At 70.6% G+C, this 26,395-nt stretch carries 21 protein-coding genes and 1 pseudogene; 10 read left to right on the top strand and 12 right to left on the bottom strand.

Annotated elements, in window-relative coordinates:
* Nucleotides 1-62: 62 nt before the first annotated feature.
* Together IG90_RS0111600 and IG90_RS0111595 are read left to right on the top strand one after the other, a co-directional pair.
* Nucleotides 63-965 carry a hypothetical protein gene (locus IG90_RS0111600; RefSeq protein ID WP_030581626.1) on the top strand — a complete coding sequence of 301 codons (903 nt, stop codon included), beginning with the start codon at nt 63-65 and terminating at the stop codon, nt 963-965.
* Nucleotides 966-1,323: 358 nt separating this feature from the next.
* Nucleotides 1,324-2,475 (top strand): cytochrome P450, encoded by a 1,152-nt coding sequence (locus tag IG90_RS0111595; RefSeq protein WP_030581623.1) that lies wholly within the window; start codon nt 1,324-1,326, stop codon nt 2,473-2,475.
* Nucleotides 2,476-2,705: 230 nt separating this feature from the next.
* Here the strand turns inward: IG90_RS0111595 and IG90_RS0111590 are convergent, their stop codons facing one another.
* The 5 genes from IG90_RS0111590 to IG90_RS0111570 all read right to left on the bottom strand — a co-directional run bounded on the left by IG90_RS0111590 (nt 2,706) and on the right by IG90_RS0111570 (nt 7,409).
* Nucleotides 2,706-3,971 carry a cytochrome P450 gene (locus tag IG90_RS0111590; protein ID WP_030581622.1) on the bottom strand — a complete coding sequence of 422 codons (1,266 nt, stop codon included), beginning with the start codon at nt 3,969-3,971 and terminating at the stop codon, nt 2,706-2,708.
* The gene (locus IG90_RS0111585; protein ID WP_030581620.1) at nt 3,968-4,582 is read right to left on the bottom strand and encodes a GTP-binding protein; all 615 of its coding nucleotides are present in this window, start codon (nt 4,580-4,582) and stop codon (nt 3,968-3,970) included. Before IG90_RS0111585 ends, IG90_RS0111590 begins: the two co-directional genes overlap by 4 nt.
* The gene (locus IG90_RS0111580; RefSeq protein WP_030581618.1) at nt 4,563-4,919 is read right to left on the bottom strand and encodes a DUF742 domain-containing protein; all 357 of its coding nucleotides are present in this window, start codon (nt 4,917-4,919) and stop codon (nt 4,563-4,565) included. Before IG90_RS0111580 ends, IG90_RS0111585 begins: the two co-directional genes overlap by 20 nt.
* Nucleotides 4,916-5,332, bottom strand: a complete 417-nt coding sequence (locus IG90_RS0111575; protein ID WP_030581615.1) for a roadblock/LC7 domain-containing protein — start codon at nt 5,330-5,332, stop codon at nt 4,916-4,918. Before IG90_RS0111575 ends, IG90_RS0111580 begins: the two co-directional genes overlap by 4 nt.
* 115 nt (nt 5,333-5,447) lie before the next feature.
* The gene (locus IG90_RS0111570; protein WP_030581613.1) at nt 5,448-7,409 is read right to left on the bottom strand and encodes an ATP-binding protein; all 1,962 of its coding nucleotides are present in this window, start codon (nt 7,407-7,409) and stop codon (nt 5,448-5,450) included.
* 571 nt (nt 7,410-7,980) lie between these two features.
* On the opposite strand from IG90_RS0111570, the gene IG90_RS0111565 reads away from it, so the two are divergent.
* Nucleotides 7,981-8,436, top strand: a complete 456-nt coding sequence (locus IG90_RS0111565) for an ATP-binding protein (RefSeq protein WP_051860283.1) — start codon at nt 7,981-7,983, stop codon at nt 8,434-8,436.
* On the opposite strand, the gene IG90_RS0111560 is transcribed toward IG90_RS0111565, so the two are convergent.
* The gene (locus IG90_RS0111560; protein WP_030581606.1) at nt 8,431-8,859 is read right to left on the bottom strand and encodes a hypothetical protein; all 429 of its coding nucleotides are present in this window, start codon (nt 8,857-8,859) and stop codon (nt 8,431-8,433) included. The two genes, IG90_RS0111565 and IG90_RS0111560, sit on opposite strands and share 6 nt — an antisense overlap.
* 75 nt (nt 8,860-8,934) lie before the next feature.
* The gene (gene tnpA / locus IG90_RS0111555; protein WP_078585431.1) at nt 8,935-9,363 is read right to left on the bottom strand and encodes an IS200/IS605 family transposase; all 429 of its coding nucleotides are present in this window, start codon (nt 9,361-9,363) and stop codon (nt 8,935-8,937) included.
* Nucleotides 9,364-9,410: 47 nt separating this feature from the next.
* Here tnpA and IG90_RS0111550 point away from each other — a divergent pair, with 47 nt between their 5' ends.
* Nucleotides 9,411-10,628, top strand: coding sequence for an RNA-guided endonuclease InsQ/TnpB family protein (locus IG90_RS0111550; RefSeq protein ID WP_030581600.1), 1,218 nt, complete (start codon nt 9,411-9,413; stop codon nt 10,626-10,628).
* 12 nt (nt 10,629-10,640) lie between these two features.
* Here the strand turns inward: IG90_RS0111550 and IG90_RS39325 are convergent.
* Nucleotides 10,641-10,984 (bottom strand): annotated as a pseudogene (locus IG90_RS39325) (VOC family protein).
* A gap of 92 nt (nt 10,985-11,076) precedes the next feature.
* The gene (locus IG90_RS0111540) at nt 11,077-12,735 is read right to left on the bottom strand and encodes an MFS transporter (RefSeq protein WP_030581597.1); all 1,659 of its coding nucleotides are present in this window, start codon (nt 12,733-12,735) and stop codon (nt 11,077-11,079) included.
* Nucleotides 12,736-13,264: 529 nt separating this feature from the next.
* Between IG90_RS0111540 and IG90_RS0111535 the strand changes: the two genes are divergently transcribed.
* From IG90_RS0111535 to mfd, 3 genes are all read left to right on the top strand, one after another.
* On the top strand, nt 13,265-14,053 hold the full coding sequence (locus tag IG90_RS0111535) for an ABC transporter ATP-binding protein (RefSeq protein ID WP_030581593.1): 789 nt from the start codon (nt 13,265-13,267) through the stop codon (nt 14,051-14,053).
* On the top strand, nt 14,050-16,635 hold the full coding sequence (locus IG90_RS0111530) for an ABC transporter permease (RefSeq protein WP_030581590.1): 2,586 nt from the start codon (nt 14,050-14,052) through the stop codon (nt 16,633-16,635). The genes IG90_RS0111535 and IG90_RS0111530 overlap by 4 nt, the downstream gene beginning before the upstream one ends.
* Before the next feature lie 603 nt (nt 16,636-17,238).
* Complete coding sequence (mfd, locus tag IG90_RS0111525; RefSeq protein ID WP_030581587.1) at nt 17,239-20,772, top strand: transcription-repair coupling factor; 3,534 nt, start codon at nt 17,239-17,241, stop codon at nt 20,770-20,772.
* 73 nt (nt 20,773-20,845) lie between these two features.
* Here the strand turns inward: mfd and IG90_RS0111520 are convergent, their stop codons facing one another.
* Complete coding sequence (locus IG90_RS0111520; protein ID WP_030581584.1) at nt 20,846-21,238, bottom strand: ATP-binding protein; 393 nt, start codon at nt 21,236-21,238, stop codon at nt 20,846-20,848.
* Nucleotides 21,239-21,381: 143 nt separating this feature from the next.
* Between IG90_RS0111520 and IG90_RS0111515 the strand changes: the two genes are divergently transcribed.
* Nucleotides 21,382-21,921 (top strand): GntR family transcriptional regulator, encoded by a 540-nt coding sequence (locus IG90_RS0111515; RefSeq protein ID WP_030581581.1) that lies wholly within the window; start codon nt 21,382-21,384, stop codon nt 21,919-21,921.
* Nucleotides 21,918-22,697 (top strand): GntR family transcriptional regulator, encoded by a 780-nt coding sequence (locus IG90_RS0111510; protein ID WP_030581578.1) that lies wholly within the window; start codon nt 21,918-21,920, stop codon nt 22,695-22,697. Before IG90_RS0111515 ends, IG90_RS0111510 begins: the two co-directional genes overlap by 4 nt.
* Nucleotides 22,698-23,719: 1,022 nt before the next feature.
* Here IG90_RS0111510 and IG90_RS0111505 read toward each other — a convergent pair.
* Nucleotides 23,720-24,484, bottom strand: coding sequence for a hypothetical protein (locus IG90_RS0111505; RefSeq protein ID WP_030581575.1), 765 nt, complete (start codon nt 24,482-24,484; stop codon nt 23,720-23,722).
* 196 nt (nt 24,485-24,680) lie between these two features.
* Nucleotides 24,681-25,268 (bottom strand): TetR/AcrR family transcriptional regulator, encoded by a 588-nt coding sequence (locus IG90_RS0111500; protein WP_030581572.1) that lies wholly within the window; start codon nt 25,266-25,268, stop codon nt 24,681-24,683.
* 124 nt (nt 25,269-25,392) lie between these two features.
* On the opposite strand from IG90_RS0111500, the gene IG90_RS0111495 reads away from it, so the two are divergent.
* On the top strand, nt 25,393-26,292 hold the full coding sequence (locus IG90_RS0111495; protein WP_030581569.1) for an SCO6745 family protein: 900 nt from the start codon (nt 25,393-25,395) through the stop codon (nt 26,290-26,292).
* The last annotated feature ends 103 nt before the right edge of the window (nt 26,293-26,395 follow it).

Below are 26,395 nucleotides of genomic sequence, written 5' to 3'. Positions count from 1 at the left end.
GCCGCATCCTTGGCGTATCGCAGGGGCGGAGCGTGTCGGTGGGTCGGAGAGAGGTTTCGGGGATGAGTGCTGGACCGGGGTCGGCGTTCGACGTCGTCGGCTTGCGGGGGCGTGGCTACCGTCCGGAGCAGGTGGACCGGGCGTTGGCCGCCCGGACGGCCGAGCGGGACATGGCGCTCGCGGAGCTCTCGCGGCTGACGGCTCTGGCGGAGGAGCTGGCGGACGGGGCGGCCCGGCTGGCGGAGACCGCGGCGGCGCTGCCCGAGCAGGACTACGCGGAGTTGGGGGAGCGGGCCCAGCGGATTCTGTTGCTGGCCCGGGAGCAGGCCGAGTCGCTGCGGGCGGACGCGGAGGCGGCGGGCCAGGAGCTGGCGGACGCGGCCGACGCCGAGGGCCGGGCGGCCGGGGGTGCGGCGCGGGAGGCGGCGGACGCGGTGCGCGCGGCTGCGGTGGCGGCGGCGGAGGAGCGGGTCTCCGAGGCGGTCCGGGAGGCGGAGGGCCTGCTCGCCGCGGCCTGCGCGGAGGCCGAGGAGGTGCGAGGGGCTGCCGAGGCCGCGATGGCGCAGACCCGTGACCGTACGGCGAGCGTGCTGGCCCGCCAGGAGCAGGAGCACGCGGAGCGGAGCAAGGCGGCGGAGGCTGAAATCGCGGCGGCGGAAGCGGAGTCGGAGGCCCGGCATGCGGAGCTGACCGAGCGGGCCGAGGCGCTGCTCGCGGAGGCGGCCCGGGATCTCGCAGCCACGCAGGAGGCGGCCCGGCACGGTCAGGAGGACGCGGAGGCGCGGGCGGCGGAGCTGCTGGCCGGGGCCCGGGTCCGTGAGGAGCGGGTGGTCCGGGAGACGGAGCGGATCCTGCGGGAGCACGAGGAGGGCCGCGAGGAGGTCCAGGCGCACATGGCGCATGTGCGCGGCTCGCTGGCGGCGCTGACGGGGCGGGTGGCTTCGGGGGGCGGTCCGGAGGACTGAGAGCCTGTCGGGTGACCTCTGACCGGGCGGCCACGCCTTGGCACGCACGCTTCCGGCGTTGCCGAAATGCCCTGTTAGCTCCGCTGCGAGGACCTCTCGGCGCCTGGGAACCGCACGCACCGGGCCGCGTCCGCTGTCCGATCGAAGGCCACCCGGCAGGCTCTGAGTCGGTCCGGGCAGGTCACGACGGGGTGCAACGGGTGGCAACTCTTGACGCACGCGCGTTCTCGGGAGGTGATGGGAGGGTTCAGTTCACACGTTTCCGTTCTCCGTTCAGCAGGGAGTGTTCATGTCGGTCCCAGCGCCGGACATTCTGTCCCCCGAGTTCGAGAGAGACCCGTATCGGGCATATCGCCTGATGCGTCAGGACGCACCTCTCCTGTGGCATGAGGCCACCGGAAGTTACATCGTCTCGCGTTATGAGGACGTCGAGCGCGTCTTCAAGGACAAAAAAGGCGAATTCACCACGGAGAACTACGACTGGCAGATCGAACCCGTGCACGGGCGGACGATCCTCCAGCTCAGCGGGCGCGAGCACGCCGTGCGTCGGGCCCTGGTCGCACCGGCCTTCCGGGGCGGCGATCTGCGGGACAAGTTCTTACCGGTCATCGAGCGCAATTCACGTGAATTGATTGATACGTTCCGCGCGTCCGGTTCTGTCGATCTGGTCGCCGATTACGCCACCCGCTTTCCCGTCAACGTCATCGCCGACATGCTCGGGTTGGACAAGTCCGACTACGAGCGATTTCACGGCTGGTACACGGCCGTCATCGCCTTTCTCGGCAATCTCTCCGGTGATCCGGAGGTGACGCGGGCCGGCGAGCGTACGCGCGTCGAGTTCGCCGAGTACATGCTGCCGATCATCCGCGAGCGGCGGGAGGCGCCGGGCGACGATCTGCTGTCGACGCTGTGCACCGCCGAGGTCGACGGCGTCCGGATGGGCGACGAGGACATCAAGGCGTTCTGCAGTCTGCTGCTGGCCGCCGGAGGGGAGACCACCGACAAGGCCATCGCCGGCATCTTCGCCAACCTGCTGCGGCATCCGGAGCAGTTGGAGGCGGTCCGCGCCGATCGCGGTCTGATACCCCGGGCCTTCGCCGAGACGCTGCGCTACACACCGCCGGTCCACATGATCATGCGGCAGTCGGCGACGGAGGTGGAGCTGAGCGGCGGCACCATACCGGCGGGCTCCACCGTCACCTGCCTGATAGGCGCTGCCAACCGTGACGAGGACCGCTACCGGAACCCCGACGTCTTCGACATCTTCCGCGAGGACCTGACCGCCACGAACGCCTTCTCGGCGGCGGCCGATCATCTCGCCTTCGCGCTCGGCCGGCACTTCTGCGTCGGCGCTCTGCTGGCCAAGGCCGAGGTCGAGATCGGTGTGGGCCAGTTGCTGGACGCCATGCCGGACCTGCGGCCGGCCGACGGCTTCGACCCGGTCGAACGCGGCGTCTTCACCCGAGGACCGCAGAGCCTGCCGGTCCGCTTCACGCCGGTGTCCGGCTGACCGGAACGTCGTCCCCGAGCGGCCGGATCCGCGGACTCCGGCCGCTCGCACCGCTGAGAGCCTGTCGGGTGGCCTCTGACCGGGCGGCCACGCCCTGGCACGCACGCTTCCGGCGTTGCCGACATGCCCTGGCAGCTCCGCTACGAGGACCTCTCGGCGCCTGGGAACCGCACGCACCGGACCGCGTCCGCTTTCCGGTCGAAGGCCACCCGACAGGCTCTGAGGGGCCGCTACCGCGCCATCGGGCTGAACTGGACCGGCAGCGTCGACAGCCCGCGCATCCAGATCGAAGGACGCCAGGAGAGCTCCGCCGGGTCGACCGCCAGCATCAGGTCCGGCAGTTGCTCCAGCAGGGTCTCCACCGCCGTACGGGCCATCACGTCCGCCAGCAGTGGTGCGGGATAGGGGCAGCGGTGTTCGCCCCCGCTGAACGACAGGTGGGCCGAGTTCTCGGCGCCGACGTACGATTCCGGCCAGATCTCCGGGTCGGTGTTGGCGGCGGCGAGCCCGAGGACCAGGCAGTCGCCCGCCCGGATGTGCCGGCCGCCGAGCTGGGTGTCCCGTACGGCCCAGCGGCCGATGAAGTTCTGCGTGGGAGTGTCCAGCCACAGCACCTCGTTGAGCGCCTCGCCGACGCTGAGCCTGCCGCCGGAGACGTTCACCGCGAAGCGTTCGTCCGTCAGGAGCAGCCGCAGCGTGTTGCAGATCCAGTTCGCGGTGGGCTGCTGGGCCGCGGCGATCACCGAGATCAGGTCCTGGACGATCTGCTCGTCCGTGAGGTCCGCCGCGTGCGTCACCATGCGGGAGGTGACATCGGCTCCGGGGGCCGCCCGCTTGTCCTCGACCAGTTGGCGCAGCCGCTCGCCGACGCGGCCGTAGGCCGCCACCGGATCGTCCCCCTCACCGGCGTCGAGCGAGATGCGCAGGTCGTCCACCAACTGCTGGGTGTCGGCGCCCGACACCGGCATGCCGCACATCTGGACCACGGCCCGCATCGGCAGGGCGTGGACGTAACTGCTCATCAGTTCCGTCCGGCCGCTTCCGGCGAAGTCCGCGATGAGCCGGTCGGCGATGCGCCGGCAGTCGCGTGCCAGCTCGAACTGGTCGACGCCTTCGAGGGCTTCGGTGATGACGCCGGCCCTGCGCCGGTGCTCGTCCCCCTCGGTGAAGAGCACCGACGGCTGGTAGCCGACGAACGGCATCAGCGGCCAGTCGGGGGGAATGGTCTCCCACTGGTTCCAGCGGCGCGAGTCCCTCGCGAACAGCTCGTCGTGCGTGGTGACGTAGGACAGTTCGGCGTAGCCGAGCACCAGCCAGGCCGGAACGTCACCGTCCAGCAGTACCGGCGCCACCGCCCCGTGCTCCCGCCGCAGCGTGCGGTAGAGGTCCGTGGGCGTCTGCTGGTAGGAGGCTCCGGACAGGCGCACCGCGGCGCCGGAGCCGACCGGGCAGCCCGAGGGGGCCTGGGGACCGAAGGACGGGCTGGAGGTGCTCATGGTGTCGTCTCCCGGGCGATGGCCATCGTGCGCAGATGGTCGACGAGCGTGATCAGTACGTTCTTGCTGGACCGCCGGACCCGGGCGTCGCAGTCGATCATCGGGATGTGTGGGGGCAGGGCCAGCGCCTGACGGATCTCGTCGAGGGAGTGGGCGAGGTCGTCGTCGAAGCGGTTGACCGCCACCACGAACGGTGTGCCGTGGTGTTCCAGCCGGTCGATCGCGTACCAGGAGTCGTCCATCCGGCGGGTGTCCACGAGGACCACGGCGCCGAGCGTGCCGGAGAACAGCCGGTCCCACAGGAACCAGAAGCGTTCCTGGCCCGGTGCGCCGAACAGGTAGAGCACGATGCGCTCGTTGAGGCTGATGCGTCCGAAGTCGAACGCGACCGTGGTGGTCGTCTTGGCGTCGACGCCGTCCGTCTCGTCGACGCCGACGCCCGCCTGGGTCATGACCTCTTCGGTGTTCAGCGGACGGATCTCGCTCACCGAGTGGACGAGCGTGGTCTTGCCGACGCCGAATCCTCCGACGACGACTATCTTCAAGCCGGTTTCCGCGGCGTCGGCCAGCGGCGTGCGCCGGTCCGGCAGCTCAGAGCTTCCGGAGTCCATGGAGCACCTCCTTCAGCAGGTCGGAGTCGGGGAGCGCGCTGCGTGAGGCGGCCGTGCGGGGATGGCGGGCGGTGATACGGCCCAGGTCGTGGAGGTCGTCGAGCAGGATGCGCACCACGGTGACGGGAAGCGAGAGTTCGGCGGCGATCTCGACGACGGCGGTCGGGTGGCGGCACAGGTCGAGGATCTGCGCGTGCTCCGACTGCATTCCGGCGGTGGGCCGGCACTCGCTGACCACGAGGGTCACCAGATCGAAGGAGTCCGCGGAGCGGCTGCGTCCGCCGGTGACCGTGTAGAGCCGGTCGGGGGCTCCCGTGTCGACGGGCCGAAGGGTCATGACGCGCTCCCCGGTACCTCGCCGCGTGGCGCGGCGCGCAGGTGCTCGCCGATCTGCTCGACCATCTCCGTCATCTGGTGGCCCACCACACTGGGGTCGGCCTCCTCCGAGGCGACGACGGCCAGATGCGCGCCTTCACCGGCTTCGACGATGAAGAGCAGGCCGCCGTGGAACTCGGTCATCGAGTGCCGGACGCCTCCGGTGCTGTCGCCGAACTCGATGGAGGCGCCCTGGGCGAGCGCCTGCATGCCCGAGCATATGGCCGCCAGTTGATCGGCCTGGTCGAGAGTGAGGTGCTCGGTCCAGCAGAGCTTGAGCCCGTCGCGTGACAGGGCCAGGGCGTGCCGCGTACCGGGGGTCTGCTCGAGCAGCCTCTGCAGGAGCCAGGTGAGGCTGTTGTCTGTGGTCTGCATGATGAGTGACGGGACCGTGGCGCCGGGGGAGCGGCCGACGGCCCGTACCTCCAATCTCGGGTGTTCGAGCGAGCGCGTCCGGTGGACCGGACACCGTAGGGATGGGCGTTCCGGGTTACGGAGCGGTCGTCGGCGGTACGGTCCCGCCGTCGGGTCCTCCGGCCCTGCCCTCGGGGTTCTGGGCCTTGTCCCCGGGCTTGGTACCGCGCCGGAAGGCGCCGAACTGTTGTCCCGCGCTGCGTGGCGGCGAGGTCCGCGGCGTGTTGCCGCGCGGGTCCCCCGGAGTGGCGGGCGCGGGCGAGCCGCGGTGGCGGCCGCGCTCCCGGTCCGCCTCCGCCATGGTGCGGCCGGGCGTGCGTACCGGCAGGCCGCCGGGGGTGGAGTTCGCCGCCGGGCCGACGGCCTTCCGCCCGGCCTCGCGCGGACGGGCCACGCGGTGGTTCTCCGCCGTTGCGGGCGCCGGCGGAGCGAACGGGTCCTGCGGCGTTCCGGCGGTGGGCGCGACCGCTTCCGGCACGGAGGGCGTCAGGGGCGCGGGGGTGACGGGCGGCGGTGTGGAGGACGGTGACGGCTGTACGGGCGTGGGCTCGGGTGCGGGCGGCGACGCCGGGTAAGCCGGTGCCGGGGAGGCGGGCGCGGACGGCGTCGCCGCGGGCGCGGCGGCTGCGCGGTGGGTCGGGGCCGGGTGGTTCTCGCGGGGCTCCTGCGCGATCAGATGGCGCGGCAGCAGGACGACCACGCCGGTGCCGCCGCGCGAGGACGGGCGGTAGTTGACGCTGATCCGGTGCTTGAGAGCGAGCCGTCCCACCACGGCGAGGCCGAGCCGGGTGCCCTGCAGGGTCGCGAGGTCGGTCGTCCGGCCGGCGACGGAGTCCGCCGCCCGTCGCATGGCCGCGTCGGCCATCTTCAGACCGCTGTCCTCGATGGTGACGACGATGCCGGTGCCGCGTTCCTCGACGTAGACGTGCACCTCGTCGATGGGCGGTGAGAAGTTGGCGGCGTTGTCCATCAGTTCGGCGAGCAGGTGCATGACGCCTTCGGCGGCGAAGCCGGAGATGGAGACGCTGGACGAGCAGTGCAGCCGTACGCGCTGGTAGGCGGCGATGCGGCCGACCGCACCGCGCAGGATGCTCTCCATGACGATCGGCCGGTTCCAGGCGCGGCTCGGCCGGCCGCCCATCAGCAGCGCCAGCCGGTCCGTCATCAGACCGAGCTGCGAGGTGCTGTGGTCCAGCTTCAGCAGATCCCCGAACACCTCTTCGCCGTGACGTTCCTGCATGCTGCGCAGATCGGCGAGCATGCTGACGGATTTCGCCTGGACACGGCTGAGCGCCTTGGCCGAGGCGGTCGTCGCCGCGAGAGCGCGGCGCTCGCTGAGCGCGAGCTCCCGGAGAACCGCCTCGACCGACGCGCGCAGCACCGGCTGTTCCGGCAGGTACACCTCCGCCTGCACCGTGGCGCCGGACTCGCCTTCCCGGAGCCTGGCGGTCACGGTCGGCAGCGTCTCGCGGGTGAACCGTTCCACCTCGGAGGTCAGCGCGTGCAGCTCCTCACGCAGCCGTGCGTTCTCCGCTCCCAGCTCGTCGTGGACCCGGGTGCTCTCCGTCCGCAGCGAGGCGGTCTGCTGTTCCTGCCCTTCGACCGTGGTCGCGAGGACGTGCAGCACCTTGCGCTGACGCGGACTGCGCGGCAACGGGATCCGGCCGAGGGCGTCGGTGGCGTTCACCCTGCCGCGTACCAGCTGGATCAACGCGGGCAGCGCCACGTCGGCGGTGTGCGCCGTATCCGCTTCGAGAGCGGCCAGCGAGGCTTTGAGCCGTTCGGTCTCCGCGACCTGGGCCGAGGCCGAGCGCCGTGCCCGCCGGATGACGCCGTGAGCGGCGGCCAGCGTGACGGCCAGGACCACCCAGGCGGTGAGAACCACCGCCACCACCCAGCCGCGCGCCTCCGAAGGTGCCAGAGCCGCTGCCGTGGCTCCGGCGACGGCACTCGCCGACAACACGGCCACGAGCGGGGCTGTCGCGGCCCTCGGTGTTCTCCTCGGCCGGTGCTGGCTGGCTGGTGCGGGTTTCGGCATGGATGCGGTCCCTCAGTTCTACCGGGCAGAAGGTATGCGGCCGCTCCGAGAAGGTGCAGATCACCTTGGTGCATCGGAGGAAGACGGAAGCGGTCTTTCCTGTCAGGGGTTGACCACATCGTAGACATGCTTGTGCGGCGGATGATCCGGTCTGCGGCATAGTCCGTTGGCAGAGTAATTTTGTCGAGAAGTGGCCAGCGGCCTGTGGGTGTTGTGGTATTTGCGCGGCGGTGCGCTCGCGGTGGCGGGCGCCGGGGCGGACACCGGCCGCCGAGGTCGGTCGGGGTGTGTGCGATGCACCCGCCGGTGAGCCTCGGACGAAGCCGCGAATCAAGCCGTGAAGCGGAGACGGTCGCTGCGGAAGAATTCTTTTCGGTCAATCTGGAAAACCTCGCCGGACCGTTCGAACGGCACCGGCGGCACCGGTAGATCCAGGATGACACCAGTAAGTGCTCAATGACACCAGTAAACGGGAGGGTATTGATCCCCGTCCCGGGCGGCCCGTTCGGCCGGCACGCGCGTCAGCGGGCGACGACTCCGGCGTGCCCCGGCCCGCCCGCGCGGATTCGGGCTGACCGCCAACGGATACGGCTCCCTGTCCCGGCAGTTCGACTCCACGCCCCGAGGGGCGTGGCTCGCCCGCCGCACCGTGGTGCGGCAGTTGGGGGCCTGGGGGTTCGGGCCGATGACGGACGCGTCGTGCGCGGTCGCCCTGGTGGTGGCGGAGCTGGCCGCGAACGCGGTGTGCCACGGGCGGCTCCGGGGGCGGAACTTCCATGTGCGGGTGGACTACGAAGGACCCGCGAGCCGATTCCGTATCGAGGTCTCCGACGCCCTGCTCGGCCGGACGCCCGGGGCTCCGGCTCTGCCACCGGACGACCAGGAGTCGGGGCGTGGCCTGTTCCTCGTGGAGTGCCTGGCGTCGCGGTGGGGGTGGGAGCTCCGGAACCCGATCGGGAAGACGGTGTGGGCGGAGGTGACGGCGGTGCGGCCCGCCGGTGGGCCCCGGGCGCTCGGGTGCTCATGACCCGGCGGCGAAGTGAGGCCCGGTCCAGCCGGTGGCGGCAACCACCTCCCGCGCGATGTCGCCGACGAGCCGTCCGTCCGTCACCACGCGCACGGTCTCCGCATGGGCCCGCTGGTCCAGGAGCCGTGCCTTACGGAGACTTGCCTGCAACTCGTGCTCCAGCTCCGAGCCGAGTTCCCGTCCTGCCAGTCGCTCTCCGGCGGTGGAGTCGGAGGCGGTGAGCAGGACTCGTACGATGCCCACTCCGGCCCCCATGGCCCGCTCGAACATGCCCGTCGTCTCCGGCAGCACGCTCATGGTGTTCGTGTAGATCAGGCGGCGGTGGCCGAGCTGGGCGAAGTTCGCCCACACGGCGGTCAGATTGCTCTCGGTGATCTTCGTGCGGTGAGGGTCTTCCTCCGGAGCCGGATGAACCTGCCCCATCCCTTGATCTTGCGTGGGTATCCCCTGCTTTGGCTGGGGAGGGAAACGCATCTCAGGGTTGCTCTGACCCGCAGGTCACAGCGGACGTTTTTGCTGCTCGATGTATTGGCGGACGGTCTCCAACGGTGCTCCGCCGCACGAAGAAGCGAAGTACGAGCGGGACCAGAACACCGATCCCATACCGGTCCGGTTGATGCGGCCGGTGTACTCGGTGCGCAGGTACCGGGAGCTGACGCCCTTGAGACTGTTGATCAGCTTCGAGAGTGCGACCTTCGGCGGGTAGTGCACCAGCAGATGCACGTGATCAGCCTCGCCGTTGAACTGCCTCAGCTCGGTCTCGAAGCCCTCGCACACCTCCCGCATGATCTCTTCGCAGCGCTTCAGCATCTCGTCGTCGAAGATCCCGCGCCGGTACTTGGTGATGAACACCAGGTGCGCGTGAAGGTTGCAGACGACGTGACGACCTTTACGAATATCGGGATTTGGTTCCCAGCGTGGTGGCATACACCAAGCGTATTATGGTGATCGAACCGAAAAGGGGGGTGGGCCGGGTGATCCGTGCGTACAAGTTCCTCATGCGGCCCACCGTCCGTCAGGACCAGGCCCTCTCCGAGATGCTTCGCGATCACTGCGGCCTCTACAACGGAGCGTTGCAGGAACGCCGCGACGCCTACCGGCACCCCTCGAAGACGGGCGTCAAGTACGGGATGCAGTCCGCACAGCTCAAGGACATCCGGGCATTCGACCCCGAGCGACACGGCCGATGGTCGTTCTCCTCGCAGCAGGCCACGCTTCGCCGTCTCGACAGGGCGTTCACCGCGTTCTTCCGGCGCATCAAGTCTGGCGAGACGCCCGGATATCCGCGTTTTCGCGGAGTGAGCTGGTTCGATACGGTGGACTTTCCCAAGGACGGCGACGGCTGCCGCTGGGATTCCACCCCGCACGGCCCCGTCACCCGCGTCCGCTTCCAGGGTGTCGGACATATCAGGGTCAACCAGCACCGTGCCGTGGTCGGCAAGGTCAAGACCGTCTCGGTCAAGCGCGAGGGCCGTAAGTGGTTTGTCGTCCTGACCGCAGAGCAGGACCAGCCCGAACCGCTGCCCCCGGCCGGCGGGTCCGTGGTCGGCATCGACATGGGAATCGCGAACTTCCTCGCCGACTCCCATGGCGAGTTCGTGCCCAGCCCGCGCCACGGCCGCAGGGCCGCAGCGAAGCTCGAAGCCGCACAGCGCGCCCTGGCCCGCTTCCCCCGGGTCCGCCGCGACAAGCGCACCGCCAACCACCGCCGCGCCGTCGAGAAGGTTGCCGGGCTGCACGGGAAGGTGCGGCGTCAGCGTCTCGACCACGCGCACAAGACCGCGCTCGACCTCGTGCGCGAACACGACTTCATCGCGCACGAAGACCTCAAGATCCGCAACATGGTCAAGTCCGTCGAGCCGAAGCCTGACCCCGAGAACGTGGGCGTCTTCCTGCCCAACGGGGCCGCCGCGAAGACCGGCTTGAACCGCTCGATCTCCGACGCCGGGTGGGGGGTGTTCCTGACGATCCTCACCAGCAAGGCTGAAAGCGCCGGTAGGGAGGTGATCGCGGTGGACCCCCGCAACACCTCCAGGCAGTGCCCCGAATGCGGGCACACCGCCAAGGAGAACCGGCCCACACAGGACAAGTTCCACTGCGTCTCGTGCGGCCACAGCGCGCACGCCGACACAGTCGGAGCTGTCAACGTTCTACGGGCCGGGCTGGTCCGTCGCGACGCCAACCCGGCATAGCGAGAAGCCCCCTCATTCACGAGGGGGAGGAGTCACGTCCAACGGGTCCTGGGTGAAGCGGACGCCGAGCTTGCTGAGCCGGTCGAACTCCCCGTGGACGACGTCCACGGCGAAGGATGCGGCCGGGATGCCGTCCTCGGCCAGGGCCGTCGTGTACGGCTTCACGGCGGGGTGCTTGTCGGGCTCCAGGAGGAGCTCGGTGCCGTCGGGGTCCTCCGGAGAGACCACGGTCAGCCAGCGGTTCTCGCCGCCGAGCGGCACGTCGTGCTTCTTCTCGAAGCCCAGCACGTCCGTGTAGAAGCGCAGGGCCTTTCCTGGTCGTCGACGAAGAGGCTGGTCACGTTGATCCTCGTCAGTCAGCTGCACTCGCGTCACACAAGAAGAACTACCGGTCCAGGCCCCGCCGCGAGGGCGCTTCCCGCAAATTGATCACGACTCGATACGCGCCCTAGGAAGGGGTGCCCTGTCGGTCGGCCGCCCCGGCGGTCCCGGGGGCGGCGGCCTCGGTGATGACCGGGAAGCGGCGCGGGGCGAGGACGATCAGGGCGAGCAGGGCCAGGGCCGCGGCTCCGGCGGCCCCTATGTAGACGTGGTCGACCGCCGCGTCGACCGCCCGGCGCAGGTGGTCCGTCGCCGCCGCGGAGAGCGCGCCCGGGTCCTCCAGTGCGCGGGCCACCGCGTCGAGGCCGTCGGGGAGTCCGGTCACCGGGGCGTCGAGGAGGCGGCCGGCCAGGACGCCGTTGGCGACGGCACCGAAGAGCGCCGCGCCGATGCTCTGGCCGACCTGGCGGCAGAAGAGGACCGACGCCGTCGTCGTACCGCGCTCCGCCCAGCCGACCGTCGACTGGACGCCCACGATCAGGGGGAGCTGGAAGAGGCCGAGAGCCGCGCCGAGCAGGAGCATGAGGAGGGCGGGGTGCCAGGGCTCACCGGGGTAGGGGAGGAGCGGGAAGGCCAGCAGGATCAGCAAGGCCGCGCTCATGCCGGTGATGGCGGTCCGGCGGAAGCCGATGCGGTTGTAGACCCGGTCGGAGAAGGCCGCCGCGACGGGCCAGCTCAGCGTCATCACGGAGAGCACGAACCCGGCGGCTATCGGGCCCAGTCCCAGCACCGACTGGGCGTACGTGGGCAGGAAGACGGTCGGCGCGACCATCAGCAGGCCCATCGCGCCGAGCGCCAGGTTGACCGAGGCGATGGTGCGCCGCCGCCACACCCAGCCCGGGATGATCGGCTCCGCTGCCCGCCGTTCGATCACGACGGTCAGCGCCGCCAGCACCGCGCTGATCGAGAACAGGCCGAGCGAGGGCGCCGAGAGCCAGGGCCAGGCGACGCCGCCCTGCACGAGTGCCGTGAGCAGCAGGGTGCCGGTCGCGAAGACGGCGAGCGCGCCCGCCCAGTCGACGCGGGGCCGGGCGGCGGGCCGGGGGCGGGAGGGTTCGTGGAGGTGGCGGACGACCAGCCAGAGGGCGACGGCTCCGACCGGGAGGTTGATCAGGAAGATCCACCGCCAGTCCGCGTACCCGGCGAGCAGCCCGCCGACCACCGGTCCGGCGACCGCGGAGGTGGCCCACACCGTCGACAACTTCGCCTGGATGCGCGGTCGTTCCTTGAGGGGGTAGAGGTCGGCCGCGATGGTCTGCACCGTGCCCTGGAGTGCGCCGCCGCCCAGCCCCTGGACGATGCGGAAGGCGATGAGCGCGGCCATGTTCCAGGCGGCCGCGCAGAGGACGGACCCGATCAGGAACAGGATGATCCCGGCTATCAGGACCGGCTTGCGGCCGAAGGTGTCGGAGAGCTTCCCGTACAGGGGGAGTGTGACGGTGACGGCCAGCAGATAGCCGGAGAAGAGCCAGGAGAAGACGGTGAACCCGCCGAGGTCGCCGACGATCTGAGGGACGGCGGTGGACACGATCGTGCCGTCGATGGCGGCCAGCGCCATGCCGAGCATGAGGGCCGCCACGACGGGGCGACGGCCCCGGGGGGTGGTGAGGGCGGGCGGCGGCGCGCTCGTGCCGTCCGGGCCGGGGTCCGCGCCGGTGCCGCCCGAGCCTGTACCGGTCCCCGCGCCCGTATCGCCTGTGCCGTTCTTGCCGTCCGTCCCGCCCACCGGGTTTCCTTCCCTATGCACGTATCTCCCGGGGCACTTTCTCATCCGGGGCGCTGGAGGGGGAGGGCCCAGGGGAACGGCGCACGGAAGGCCGCACGGAAGGGTGTGGGGAGGCCGCACGGAAAGGTGCGGGGAAGGCTGCACGGAAAGGTGCGGGGAAGGCCGCACGGAAGGGCAGGGTGCCGACGGGGCTCCGGCGGACTCCTTCGCTCCGGTTCGCCGGCCGTTCCGCCCGCCGTCCCGCTGGGCGAACGATGCCCCTGACCTCGCCTCCGCCAGGGGGACGATTCCCCTAGGGGGCGACCCCTCATAGTGGCCAGGGCCCGTTCCTCCCGGCGGAGGACGTGGCGGCAGGGGGCGTTTCCTTAACCTGTTCTTACGTCGCCGCTACGGCCCACCGCAGGGGTGCAGGTGGGGAAAACCCCACCTGAAGACTGCGCTGGGCACCATCGCGCCGGACACCGTCCAGAACCCAGACTCGGACCGTACCCAATGACGTCCAGTCAACGACCGACATAGGAGAAACACCGTGACAACGGCTGTGACCATTCCCAGGCACGGGGGCACTGGAGGGCGTACGGCCGTCGCGGCGCGAGCGCGGCAGGTCGTGAAGGCGTACGGCACCGGTGAGACCCGGGTCGTCGCGCTCGACCATGTCGACGTGGACATCGCCCGTGGGCAGTTCACGGCGATCATGGGCCCGTCCGGCTCCGGCAAGTCGACGCTGATGCACTGCCTGGCCGGGCTCGACACGGTGACGTCGGGCGAGATCTTCCTCGACGAGACCGAGATCACCAAGCTGAAGGACAAGAAGCTCACCCAGCTCCGGCGCGACCGGATCGGGTTCATCTTCCAGGCGTTCAACCTGCTCCCGACGCTCAACGCGATCGAGAACATCACGCTGCCGATGGACATCGCGGGTCGCAAGCCCGACGCCGCCTGGCTCCAGCAGGTCGTGGAGACCGTCGGGCTCGCCGAGCGCCTCAAGCACCGCCCGACCCAGCTCTCCGGCGGTCAGCAGCAGCGCGTCGCCGTCGCCCGGGCGCTCGCCGCCCGGCCGGAGATCATCTTCGGTGACGAGCCCACCGGGAACCTGGACTCCCGCGCCGGGGCCGAGATCCTGTCCTTCCTCCGCAAGTCGGTCGACGAGCTGGGGCAGACCATCGTCATGGTCACCCACGACCCCGTCGCCGCTTCCTACTCGGACCGGGTGCTGTACCTCGCCGACGGTTCCATCGTCGACGAGATGCACAACCCGACCGCGGAACAGGTCCTCGACCGCATGAAGCACTTCGACGCACGTGGGCGGACGTCATGACTGTCTGGAAGACCTCCCTGCGCAACTTCTTCGCGCACAAGGGCCGGATGGCCCTCTCCGCGGTGGCGGTGCTGCTGTCCGTCGCGTTCGTCTGCGGCACGCTCGTCTTCACCGACACGATGAACACCACCTTCGACAAGATCTTCGCCGTGACCTCGCCCGACGTCACCGTCAGCCCGAAGAACGCCGGCGAGAACGACGAGCAGCCCGACAACGGCAAGCCCGTCACCCTGCCCGCCTCCGTCATCCAGGAGGTCGAGAAGGCCGACGGGGTGAAGAGAGCCCAGGGCGTCGTCGTCTCCATGGCGGTCACCGTCGTCAACAGCGAGAACAAGAACATGGGCTCCGAGACCGGAGCCCCGACGATCGCGGGCAACTGGACCGAGAACGACCTGCGTTCCATGGAGATCACCTCCGGACACGCGCCCCGCGGCCCCACCGACGTGATGGTCGACGCCGACACCGCGAAGAAGCACAAGCTGAAGATCGGTGACGAGCTGCGCACCATCGCCGCCACCGGCGACACCAGGGCGAAGATCAGCGGCATAGCCGCCTTCACCGTCACCAACCCGGGCGCGGCGATCGTCTACCTCGACACCGCCACCGCCCAGAAGCAGCTCCTCGGCGCCCCCGACGTCTTCACGCAGATCTCGGTCACCGCCGAGGGCGGCGTCAGCGACACCCAGCTCAAGAAGAACGTGGCCGCAGCCCTCGACGGCTCGAATGCGTACAAGCTCCAGACCCAGCAGGAGGCCGCCGACGCCAACAAGGACTCCATGGGCGCCTTCCTGGACGTCATGAAGTACGCGATGCTCGGCTTCGCCGGAATCGCCCTCCTCGTCGGCATCTTCCTCATCGTCAACACCTTCTCGATGCTGGTCGCCCAGCGGACCCGCGAGATCGGCCTGATGCGGGCCATCGGCTCCAGCCGCAAGCAGGTCAACCGGTCCGTGCTGCTGGAGGCGGTCCTCCTCGGCATCGTCGGCTCCGTCCTCGGCGTCGCCGCCGGCGTCGGACTCGCCGTCGGGCTGATGAAGCTGATGGGCGCCGTGGGCATGGAGCTGTCCATCGGGGACCTCACCGTCGCCTGGACGACCCCGGCGCTCGGCCTCGTGCTCGGCGTCATCGTCACCGTCCTCGCCGCGTACGTCCCGGCCCGCAGGGCCGGCAAGGTCTCCCCGATGGCGGCGATGCGCGACGCCGGGACCCCCGCCGACAGCAGGTCCGGCTGGATCAGGGCCGGTATCGGCCTGGTCCTCACGGCAGCCGGCGGTGCGGCCCTGTGGGCGACGACCCAGGCGGACAAGGCCACCGAAGGCTCGATGTTCCTCGCCGTCGGCGTACTGCTGACCCTGATCGGCTTCATCGTGATCGGCCCGCTCCTGGCCGGTGTGGTGGTGCGGGCCCTGGGCGTCGTCGTCCTGCGGCTCTTCGGCCCGGTCGGCCGGCTGGCCGAGCGCAACGCCCTGCGCAACCCCCGGCGTACGGGAGCGACCGGCGCCGCCCTGATGATCGGGCTCGCCCTGGTGGCCTGCCTGTCCGTCGTCGGGTCGTCCATGGTGGCCTCGGCCACCGAGGAGCTCGACAAGTCGGTCGGCGCGGACTTCATCGTCCAGGACAGCGGCACCGGCCGCCCGATCGTGCCCCAGGCCGCCGACGCCGTGCGCGCCGTTCCCGGCCTGGCGCACATGACCGACTACACCTTCGTCCAGGCCAAGATCACCGCCCCGAACGGGAAGACGGAGGACGAGGGGATCACCGCCGCCGACCCGACGTACCAGCAGGACGTCCGCCGCACCGTCGTCTCCGGTGACCTCGCGAAGGCGTACGGCAAGGACGCCATGTCCGTCGGGGACGAGTACGCCGAGCGGCACGGGGTGAAGGTCGGCGACACGATCACCGTCGCCTTCAAGGCGGGCGAGACCGCGAAGCTCAAGGTCGCGGCCATCACCTCCGACGACACCAACATCGACCGCGGCGCGATGTACACCAACCTCACGACGGCGGCGTCCTACGTCCCGGCCGACCGGATGCCGCACAACGTGGTGATGTTCGCCCAGGCAGAGGAGGGCAAGGAGAAGGAGGCGTACGCGGCCCTCAAGAGCGCCATGGCCGAGTACCCGGTCTACCAGGTGCAGAACCAGGCCGACTTCAAGGAACAGCTGAAGGACCAGATCGGCCAGTTGCTGAACATCGTCTACGGTCTGCTCGCCCTGGCGATCATCGTCGCGGTGCTCGGTGTCGTGAACACCCTCGCCCTCTCCGTGGTCGAGCGGACCCGCGAGATCGGTCTGATGCGCGCCATCGGGCTCTCCCGCCGCCAGCTGCGCCGCATGATCCGGCTGGAGTCCGTGGTCATCGCCCTCTTCGGGGCGCTGCTGGGACTCGGACTCGGGATGGGCTGGGGCACGGCAGCGCAGAAGCTGCTGGCTCTGGAGGGCCTGGAGGTCCTGGACATCCCGTGGCCGACGATCCTCACGGTCTTCGCCTGCTCCGCCCTCGTCGGACTGTTCGCCGCTCTCGTCCCGGCCTTCCGGGCGGGCCGGATGAACGTCCTGAACGCCATCGCGACGGACGGGTGAGCGGGGCCCGTCCGCCCGGTAGCGGTGACCTTCCGGGTGTCACCGTAGGATGACCAGCAGGCCCCGGGGCGTTCCTCCAAACGCCCCGGGGCCGAGCCCGTTCCCCGTTCTCCGGCCGCCTGTTTTCCGCGTCGGCCCGCGTTCTCCGGCCGCCTGTTTTCCGCGTCGGCCCGCGTTCTCCGGCCGCCCGTTTTCCGCGTCGGCCCGCGTTCCTCGCCCCCGTTCCCCGTTCCGGCCCGCCGGTCACATGACACGTGCGGACGGGCCGGTTGTACGGGCGACGGCCGCCGGCTCGCCCGTTGCGGGCGCGACTGTCACCCCCGAGCCGTAGGCTGGGAACCCCCGGCCCCCGGGGGTGCCCGGCGGATCATGGCCGGGGCCACGACGCCTGGCACGACACCGCGGCGTTGCCGAAGCGCCCGAATCGCTCCGCGATGAGGACGCTCCGGCGCCTTGCGATGCGCCGCACCGGACGCGCGGCCCTTTCCGGCCCTGATCCGCCGGGTACCCACGACGTGTCGGGCCCTTCGCGTTGCCCCCTGGCAGCAGCCGGCTGCCAGGGACCCCTGAGCTACCCCTGATCTGATCCCGGACGGAAACTTCATGAGCCTGCACGGTCTGCTGGATGTCGTCGTTACGGACCCGGCGCTCGCCGAGGCGGTGAAGGCCGCCGGGGACGGGCACCGGACACATGTCGACCTGGTGGGCCCACCCGGTGCCCGGCCGTTCGCCGTGGCCGCGCTGGCCCGGCAGACCGGCCGCACCGTGCTGGCCGTCACCGCGACGGGCCGGGAGGCCGAGGACCTGGCCGCCGCGCTGCGCACCCTCCTGCCGCCGGACACCGTTGCGGAGTACCCGTCCTGGGAGACCCTGCCGCACGAGCGGCTCTCGCCCCGCTCGGACACCGTGGGCCGCCGGCTCGCCGTGCTGCGGCGGCTGGCGCATCCCCGTGCGGACGACCCGGAGACCGGCCCGGTCTCGGTGGTCGTCGCACCGGTCCGTTCCGTGCTTCAGCCGCAGGTCAAGGGGCTCGGCGAGCTGGAGCCGGTGGCGCTGACCAGCGGGCAGAGCGCGGATCTGGGCGAGGTGGTGGACGCTCTGGCGGCCGCCGCGTACTCCCGGGTCGAACTGGTCGAGAAGCGCGGTGAGTTCGCCGTACGCGGCGGGATCCTGGACGTCTTCCCGCCGACCGAGGAGCACCCCCTCCGGGTGGAGTTCTGGGGCGACGACGTCGAGGAGATCCGCTACTTCAAGATCGCCGACCAACGGTCCCTGGAGGTCGCGGCGCACGGGCTGTGGGCCCCGCCCTGCCGTGAGCTGCTGCTGACCGACCAGGTCCGCGAGCGGGCCGCGGCGCTGGCAGAGGCCCACCCGGAGCTGGGCGAGCTGCTCGGCAAGATCGCCGAGGGCATCGCCGTCGAGGGCATGGAGTCCCTGGCCCCGGTCCTGGTCGACGACATGGAGCTGCTGCTCGACGTCCTGCCGAAGGACGCGATGGCGCTGGTCTGCGACCCGGAGCGGGTCCGCACCCGGGCGGCCGACCTGGTCGCCACGAGCCAGGAGTTCCTCCAGGCGTCGTGGGCGGCGAGCGCGGGCGGCGGCGAGGCCCCGATCGACGTGGGCGCGGCCTCGCTGTGGGGCATCGCGGACGTCCGGGACCGGGCCCGTGAGCTGGACATGATGTGGTGGTCGATCTCCCCGTTCGCGGCCGACGCCGCCGACCACGACGACGACACCCTCCAGCTCTCCATGCACGCCCCGGAGGCGTACCGGGGCGACACCGCCCGCGCGCTCGCCGACACCAAGGGCTGGCTGGCCGACGGCTGGCGCACGGTGTACGTGACGGAGGGCCAGGGCCTCGCCGCCCGTACGGTCGAAGTACTGAGCGGCGAGGGCATCGCGGCCCGCCTCGACGCGGACCTCACCGAGATCACCCCGTCCCTGGTCCACGTCTCCTGCGGTGCCATCGACCAGGGGTTCGTCGCCCCGGCGCTGAAGCTCGCCGTGCTCACCGAGACGGACCTGACCGGCCAGCGCACCGCCACGAAGGACCTGGGCCGGATGCCGGCCCGCCGCCGGAAGACGATCGACCCGCTGACGCTGGAGGTCGGCGACTACATCGTCCACGAGCAGCACGGTGTCGGCCGGTACGTGGAGATGGTGCAGCGCACGGTCCAGGGCGCGACCCGCGAGTATCTGCTCGTCGAGTACGCCCCCGCCAAGCGCGGCCAGCCGGGCGACCGTCTCTACATCCCGACCGACCAGCTGGAGCAGGTCACCAAGTACGTCGGCGGCGAGGCCCCGACCCTGCACCGGCTCGGCGGCGCGGACTGGACGAAGACGAAGCAACGGGCGAAGAAGGCGGTCAAGGAGATCGCCGCGGACCTGATCAAGCTCTACTCCGCCCGGATGGCGGCCCCCGGACACGCCTTCGGCGCGGACACCCCCTGGCAGCGCGAGCTGGAGGACGCCTTCCCGTACGCGGAGACGCCCGACCAGCTGTCCACGATCGCCGAGGTCAAGGAGGACATGGAGAAGACCGTCCCGATGGACCGGCTGGTCTGCGGCGACGTCGGCTACGGCAAGACGGAGATCGCGGTCCGGGCGGCGTTCAAGGCGGTCCAGGACGGCAAGCAGGTCGCGGTCCTCGTCCCCACGACCCTCCTCGTCCAGCAGCACTACGGCACGTTCACCGAGCGCTACTCCCAGTTCCCGGTCAACGTGAGGGCGCTGAGCCGCTTCCAGTCGGACACGGAGTCCAAGGCGACGCTGGAAGGCCTCAGGGACGGCTCGGTCGACCTGGTCATCGGCACCCACCGCCTCTTCTCCTCCGAGACGAAGTTCAAGGACCTCGGCCTGGTCATCGTGGACGAGGAGCAGCGGTTCGGCGTCGAGCACAAGGAGCAGCTGAAGAAGCTCCGCGCCAACGTCGACGTGCTCACGATGTCCGCCACCCCCATCCCCCGTACGCTCGAGATGGCGGTCACCGGCATCCGCGAGATGTCCACGATCACCACTCCGCCGGAGGAGCGCCACCCGGTGCTCACCTTCGTCGGACCGTACGAGGAGAAGCAGATCGGCGCGGCCGTACGGCGTGAACTGCTGCGCGAGGGCCAGGTCTTCTACATCCACAACCGGGTCGAGTCCATCGACCGGGCCGCCGCCCGCCTCCGCGAGATCATCCCGGAGGCCAGGATCGCCACCGCGCACGGCCAGATGTCCGAACAGTCCCTGGAACAGGTGGTGGTGGACTTCTGGGAGAAGAAGTTCGACGTCCTGGTCTCCACGACGATCGTCGAGTCCGGCATCGACATCTCCAACGCCAACACCCTGATCGTGGAGCGCGGCGACAACTTCGGCCTCTCCCAGCTCCACCAGCTGCGCGGCCGGGTCGGCCGTGGCCGCGACCGCGGCTACGCCTACTTCCTCTACCCGCCCGAGAAGCCCCTGACGGAGACCGCCCACGAGCGCCTCGCCACCATCGCCCAGCACACCGAGATGGGTGCGGGCATGTACGTGGCGATGAAGGACCTGGAGATCCGCGGCGCGGGCAACCTCCTGGGCGGCGAGCAGTCCGGCCACATCGCGGGCGTCGGCTTCGACCTGTACGTCCGCATGGTCGGCGAGGCCGTCGCCGACTACCGGGCCCAGATGGACGGCAGCGTGCAGGAGGAGCCGCCGCTGGAGGTCAAGATCGAGCTCCCGGTCGACGCGCACGTCCCGCACGACTACGCCCCCGGCGAGCGGCTGCGCCTCCAGGCGTACCGCGCGATCGCCTCGGCCTCGTCGGAGGACGACATCCGCGCGGTCCGCGAGGAACTGACCGACCGCTACGGCCCGTTGCCCGAACCGGTCGAGAACCTCCTCCTGGTCGCCGGCCTGCGCATGCTGGCCCGCGCCTGCGGAGTCGGCGAGATCGTCCTCCAGGGCTCCAACATCCGCTTCGCCCCGGTGGAGCTCCGCGAGTCCCAGGAGCTGCGCCTGAAGCGCCTGCACCCCAAGACGGTCATCAAGCCGGCCGCCCACCAGATCCTGGTCCCGCGCCCGACGGCCGGAAAGATCGGCGGCAAGCCGGTCATCGGCCGCGAACTGCTGGCGTGGACGGGGGAGTTCCTGACGACGATCCTGGGGTCGTAGGCCCGCGTACCGAGTGAACGACGGGCCCCGCCGGGCTGACCGGCGGGGCCCGACGCGTCTGGCCCCGGAGCCGCTACGGCGTCGCGGGCCGCTTGAACGCGGCCCACACTGTCTTGCCCACGACGTGGTGGTCGACGCCGAAGTCTGCGGCGAGTTCACCGACGAGGAACAGCCCGCGCCCTGAGCAACTGCTGCCGTCCGCGTGCTGAATCTCCGGCTGCCCGTCGCCGCTGTCCCGGACCGCCAGTCGTACGAGGTCGTCCGTCAGGTCGAGCCGGACGGCGAATTCCCGTCCCGGTGGGACGCCGTGGAGCAGGGCGTTGGTCGCCAGCTCCGAGGCGCAGAGCTGTATGTCGTCGATCAGGTCCGTGAGCTGCCACTCCCTGAGGACCTGGGCGACGAAAGCGCGTGAGGCACCGACGGAAGTGCGCCGTCGGGGAAAGCGCCGTAACTGCGAAGAGGACACGGTGGTTCACCGCCTTGCTCGTGGGCCGCAACGGGATGACCGTACTGCTATTCGCGAAAGGTGGCAAGATACTCTTTGGGGTGTTCGACGGAGTCGCCTACCGTGTGCACCGGCAAGGTCCGTCGTCGGCGAAGGAGGAGGCCATGGGCGAGGGTGAAGTGATCAGCGCGTCCGCTCACTACCTGACGCCGACGGAGGGCGGAGGCGACGTCTGGAGCGCCGAGGCGGCGTCGGCGGGGCGTCGCGGCACGCAGAAGATCGTGAGCGCCGGTGAAGTCGCCGCCCCGGAGCGGGTGGCCGGCCTGCTTGCGGTGGAACAGGGCGGACAGGTCGTCGGACGGCGACGGATTATGTATCTCGACGGCGAACCGTGCGAGTTGACCGACACCTACTACCCCGTGGAGATCGCGCGGGGCACAGGGCTGGCCGGCACGGCGAAGATCCGAGGAGGAGCCGCCCGGCTGCTCGCCGAACTCGGGCACGTAGGAGTCCGTGCCAGGGAAGACGTGGCCGCCCGCATGCCGTCCGAGCGCGAGCGGGCGGAGCTGGCCCTGATGGCCGACGAGCCGGTCCTCGAACTGACACGGCTCACCCTGGACGCGGATGACCGGCCTGTCCAGGTCGATGTGATGGTCATGCCTCCCCGAGGCCAGAAGCTGCGGTACGAGATCAGGATCGGATAACGGTGCACGGACCGGAGACGGAAGAGGCGGACGGCCGTCCGCTGCACGAGCGGATCGCGGCCGACCTGCGGGACGACATCATGGCCGGGGACCTGGCTCCGGGTGACAGCCTCCCCTCGACCACACAGTTGAAGCAGCGGTTCGGCGCGGCGAACGCCACGGTTCAGAAGGCCTTGCAGCTCCTCAAGGGCGAGCATCTCGTGGTCGGCAGGGCAGGCGCGTCGGTGACCGTACGCGAACATCGGCAGCGCACGATACGGCCTGCCGCGTACATGGCGCCGTCCCCGACGGGAGAGCCCTACCGCTGGCTGACCGAAGCGGCAAACGGGGGCACGCGCGCCCGCAGCACGCTCCTGGACGTTACGCAGACCGAACCGCCGGCGGACGTCGCGGACGCGCTGGCGCTCCAGCCGGGCGGCACGGCGATCCTCCGCCACCAACTCCTGTCGATCGACGACGAACCTGCGGAACTTGTCTCCTCGTACTACCCGCCGGACATTGCCGATGGCACCGCCATCACCGAAACACGCCGCATCCCCGGAGGCACGCCTACCCTCCTGGCCTCGCTCGGCTACCCGCCCCGGCTCAGCGTCGACCGGGTGTCGGCGCGTGTAGCGACGCAGGAGCAGTACCGGCTGCTCCGGCTCCCCGGGGACCTGCCGGTCCTGCGTACGCTGCGGGTGGTGTTCAGCGACGACGATCGGCCCATCGAGGCCACGGTGATGGTCAAGGCGGGTCACCTGTACGAGGTTCAGTACGAGTTCACGCCCGAGTGACGCCCGGGCGCTCTCCCTAGGGATGCCAGTGGGGGATGGCAGAGTGGCGTGGGTGAAGGGGAATCGGCAGGCAGGGCGGCGAGCCCGAACCACCCTCATCGCGGGTACGTGCGTGGTGCTGGTGCTCTGTCTGACGTACGTACTGGGCTTCGGTGAGGGTGCCAAGAGCCTGACGGACCGGGTGGCCGTGGTCAGCGCGGCGCTGGGTGTCCTGACGCTGGCCGTCGCCCTTCGGCGAGGTACGGAAGCTGTTCCGGCGGAGGATGGAGCGGCCCTGGCAGGGAGGCTTACGCAGGCGGTATCGAGTGCGGAGCTGTTGTCGCGGCGTGTCATTGGCGGCGACCGGGTTCCTGTGCGCGTCTCGTTCGCCTTCCGACCTTCTCCGCACGGGAGGAGCGCAACGAGACCCTTGGTTCCGAATGGAACGCTGGACGGGCTGGTCGTGGACCACCGGGCCATCCGCCCCCGCCGCCTGGTGATCACGGGTGAGCCTGGGGCCGGAAAGTCCGTGCTGGCGCGAGTGTTCGTCGCAGAGTTCAACAGGAGCCGGGCGGACGAGGAACCGGTGCCCGTGCTGCCGCCGCTCGGTGACTGGGGACGGCAGGAGCTCTTCCGCGACTGGGTCGTCAGGCATCTCGTACGGGACTACGGCAGCACCTCCGCGCATGCCGCTCAGTTGATGGACTCGGGCCTCGTGCTCCCCGTCCTCGACGGACTCGACGGACTCGACGGACTCGACGAGCTGGACGAGCCGGTGATGCCGCTCCCGGAGTCACGAGCGCAGCAGGTGGTGGACGCGCTGACCGGCTACCAGAGCGGGTTGGAACCGGCGCCGGTCGTGCTGACCTGCCGGACCGACCTGTACGAGGTCCTGGGCCGTCGCGGGGAACCGGGGGCCCGGGCGTCGATCGGACCGCATCGACGCCCGGGCGAGGGAAGGCCGTTGTCATCCCTCGGCGGTGGTCTCCCGGCTCAGCGGTCCAAAGTCCTCGGCCTCCACCGCTCCGCCGACACGGCAGACGTCACTTCACCACGACGTTGTCCCCGGACGACGTCGACGCCCCGGTGGTGGTGTTGCCGTAGTACGCCCAGCGCCACGTACCCGACTTGGAGGCCTTCACGGTCGTCTTGAGCTTGCCCGAGCCGTCCGCGTACACCTTCTTGACCGTGCTGTAGGAGGCCGAGCCGGAAGGCTTGAACTGCAAGCTCACGTGGCGGCCACCGTAATAGGCGTACTTCCTGGTTTCCCAGTTGGCCCGAGTGACCTTTCCGGTCACGGTGATGGTCCTGCCCTTGACCACCGGTTCCGGTGAGGCGTTGACGGTCAGACGGGAGTTGCGCTGGACGTAGACCGTCATGCCCTTGTCGTCGACGTCACCGCTGCCGTCCTTGAAACGCACCTCGGCCCCGACCCTCCAGGCCCCGGCCTCGCTGTTACGCATGTCCCACACGCTCGGGTCGAAGTACATCGTCTCGTTGATGTCGCAGGCGCCGACCTGGTTGGGGCAGTCGTTCGTCTCGATCGAGTGCCACAGCTGTTCCTCCCCACTGTTGCGGTGGAGGAACACCAACCCCGGCGCCTTCCACGGCTTCGTGGTCGTCATCCGGAAGGAGGCGGGCACCGCGACCTCCTTCGTCGTCCCGATGACGATCGGCTTGCCGCCGTTCACCTGGACACGGGTGAACGATGCCCCGCCCTCGGCCGCCCCGGCCGGCACCGCGGCCACGGCCGTGAACACCGCCGCCGCACCACCGGCCACGACGACTCTCCAGACCTGCTTCCCCACCTGATCTCCGATCTCCGTACGGAAGGCACCGAAGGCGCATCCCTCCGGCGCCTTACAGACAGCCGGCATCAACACAGGGTTGTACACCCGCGAATCACGATGAGGCATCAGGCGATCCCCGCCTCCCGCCAGGCCCTGGGCGGGACCTCGTACGGCGCTCAGGAAACGCCCGTGGGGCAGCCCAGGGGCGCCCCCGTCAGCCGTCGCGGCCGTCCTCCGGAGTGAAGATCAACGCGGTGAGGGACCGGAACGCCTCCTCCGGATCCCGGCCCTCCATCGCGTCCGACAGGTTGCCGCTGAGCAGCAGCGTCGCGAAGCCGTGGGCCAGGGACCAGGCGGCCACCCCCGCGAGGCGGTCGTCCTCGCCCCGTCCGTCCGGCGGGAGGTCCGCCACGCCCGCGCGCAGCGCGTCGGTCGCCCTGGCGCGGGCGGCGAGCAGGTCCGGGTCGTCGGTCCGGTAGAGGTCCGGCTGGAACATCACCTGGAAGTGCGCGGGGTGCGTCGCCGCGAACCGTACGTACGCCACGCCCCGCTCCCGGAGGTCCGGTGCCCCGGTCAGCGCGTCGGCGAACAGCGCGTACCCCTCGGCGGCCACGGCGGTCAGCAGGCCCGTGCGGTCCTTGAAGTGGTGCGCGGGCGCGGCGTGCGAGACGCCCGCCCGGCGGGCCAGGTCGCGCAGGCTCAGGGCGGCGGGGCCTTCGGCGGCGATGACGTCGAGGGCGGCGGTCAGGACGGCGCGCCGCAGGTCGCCGTGGTGGTAGGTGCGTTCGCGCTCGCTGCTCATGGGGAAACCCTACCCGGTATCTAGTCATTGACAAGTTTGGGCGGGGCGCGCATGCTGGAGATCCAATCTAGGCATTGACTAGATGTGCGATTCCCGTCCGGGAAGCCCGGGAGAGGCGGAGATCATGACCGGAGAACCGGCCCGAGTAAGGCAGATGTGGCACCTCCTGGAGCCCCTGCACGCCGTTCTGTACTACGCCCCCGGAGCCTTCGAAGAGGCCGCCGTGCTCGGGTACGACACCGAGGAGCGCTGGTCGAGTTACTTCGCCTGGCGCGCGGCTCCGCTGGGGGCGGTGGGAGCGGCGGAGGTGGTCCGGACGTTCCACAGCTTCGCTCCGGCGATGGTGGACCGACACGTTCCGGCCGTCTGGGCGACCGCCCGACCCGAGGCCGTGCTCGCGGCCCGGCTGCGGGCGGTCGACCGGGCCTACCGGGCGCTGTTCGGGGACCGGGTGGAGGGACCGGAGTTCGCGGAGGCCGCCGCACTGGCCCGCCGTGCGGCGGAGGCGGCCCGGGGCCCTCAGGGCGCGGGGGCGGCCCCGGGCGGTCAGGTGTCCGACGGCATGGGCCCCGCCAACTCCGCGCTGCCCTGGCCCGAGACCCCGCACCTGGCGCTCTGGCAAGCGGCGACCGTTCTGCGTGAACACCGGGGCGACGGGCACGTCGCCGCCCTGACCGAGGCCGGCCTCGACCCGGTCGAGTCGCTGGTCTCCTTCGCGGCGGTCGGCGCGGCCCGCCCCGAGGTGTTCGCAAGCCGGGGGTGGCGCACGGAGGAGTGGGGCGCGGCCCGGCAGCGCCTCCAGGAGCGCGGGCTGCTGGCGGCGGACGGTACGGCCACGGACGCGGGGCGCGAGCTGCGCGCGAAGGTGGAGCTGCGCACCGACGAGGAGGCCGCCGCGCCGTGGCGGGCGCTGGGGGAGCCGGGGCGCGAGCGGCTGGCGGAACTGCTGGGGGAGCCCTGGCTGGAGGTCATCGGCTCGGGGATGCTGCCCGCGGAGAACACCCTCGGCATCGGGAAGGTGTGACCCGCATCGGGGAGCGCTGAGTGCTGAAGCGCAGTCATGGAAGGGCTCCTGGCGGGGAAGACGCCCATAGGATCCTCGGTGTTCGGTCTTCCCCCCGTCAGGA

Source organism: Streptomyces anulatus, from assembly GCF_000721175.1.
Taxonomy (GTDB): Bacteria; Actinomycetota; Actinomycetes; order Streptomycetales; family Streptomycetaceae; genus Streptomyces; species Streptomyces anulatus_C.
The sequence above is the reverse complement of the archived record's forward strand: the minus strand, read 5'-3'. Positions and strand labels throughout refer to the sequence as shown.

Bases quoted from the DNA above. Each gene is read 5' to 3' on its own strand.
- IG90_RS0111600 (WP_030581626.1), top strand. From the start codon at position 63: ATGAGTGCTGGACCGGGGTCGGCGTTCGACGTCGTCGGCTTGCGGGGG.
- IG90_RS0111595 (WP_030581623.1), top strand. From the start codon at position 1,324: ATGCGTCAGGACGCACCTCTCCTGTGGCATGAGGCCACCGGAAGTTAC.
- IG90_RS0111590 (WP_030581622.1), bottom strand. From the start codon at position 3,971: ATGAGCACCTCCAGCCCGTCCTTCGGTCCCCAGGCCCCCTCGGGCTGC.
- IG90_RS0111585 (WP_030581620.1), bottom strand. From the start codon at position 4,582: ATGGACTCCGGAAGCTCTGAGCTGCCGGACCGGCGCACGCCGCTGGCC.
- IG90_RS0111580 (WP_030581618.1), bottom strand. From the start codon at position 4,919: ATGACCCTTCGGCCCGTCGACACGGGAGCCCCCGACCGGCTCTACACG.
- IG90_RS0111575 (WP_030581615.1), bottom strand. From the start codon at position 5,332: ATGCAGACCACAGACAACAGCCTCACCTGGCTCCTGCAGAGGCTGCTC.
- IG90_RS0111570 (WP_030581613.1), bottom strand. From the start codon at position 7,409: ATGCCGAAACCCGCACCAGCCAGCCAGCACCGGCCGAGGAGAACACCG.
- IG90_RS0111560 (WP_030581606.1), bottom strand. From the start codon at position 8,859: ATGGGGCAGGTTCATCCGGCTCCGGAGGAAGACCCTCACCGCACGAAG.
- tnpA (WP_078585431.1), bottom strand. From the start codon at position 9,363: ATGCCACCACGCTGGGAACCAAATCCCGATATTCGTAAAGGTCGTCAC.
- IG90_RS0111530 (WP_030581590.1), top strand. From the start codon at position 14,050: ATGACTGTCTGGAAGACCTCCCTGCGCAACTTCTTCGCGCACAAGGGC.
- mfd (WP_030581587.1), top strand. From the start codon at position 17,239: ATGAGCCTGCACGGTCTGCTGGATGTCGTCGTTACGGACCCGGCGCTC.
- IG90_RS0111515 (WP_030581581.1), top strand. From the start codon at position 21,382: ATGGGCGAGGGTGAAGTGATCAGCGCGTCCGCTCACTACCTGACGCCG.
- IG90_RS0111500 (WP_030581572.1), bottom strand. From the start codon at position 25,268: ATGAGCAGCGAGCGCGAACGCACCTACCACCACGGCGACCTGCGGCGC.
- IG90_RS0111495 (WP_030581569.1), top strand. From the start codon at position 25,393: ATGACCGGAGAACCGGCCCGAGTAAGGCAGATGTGGCACCTCCTGGAG.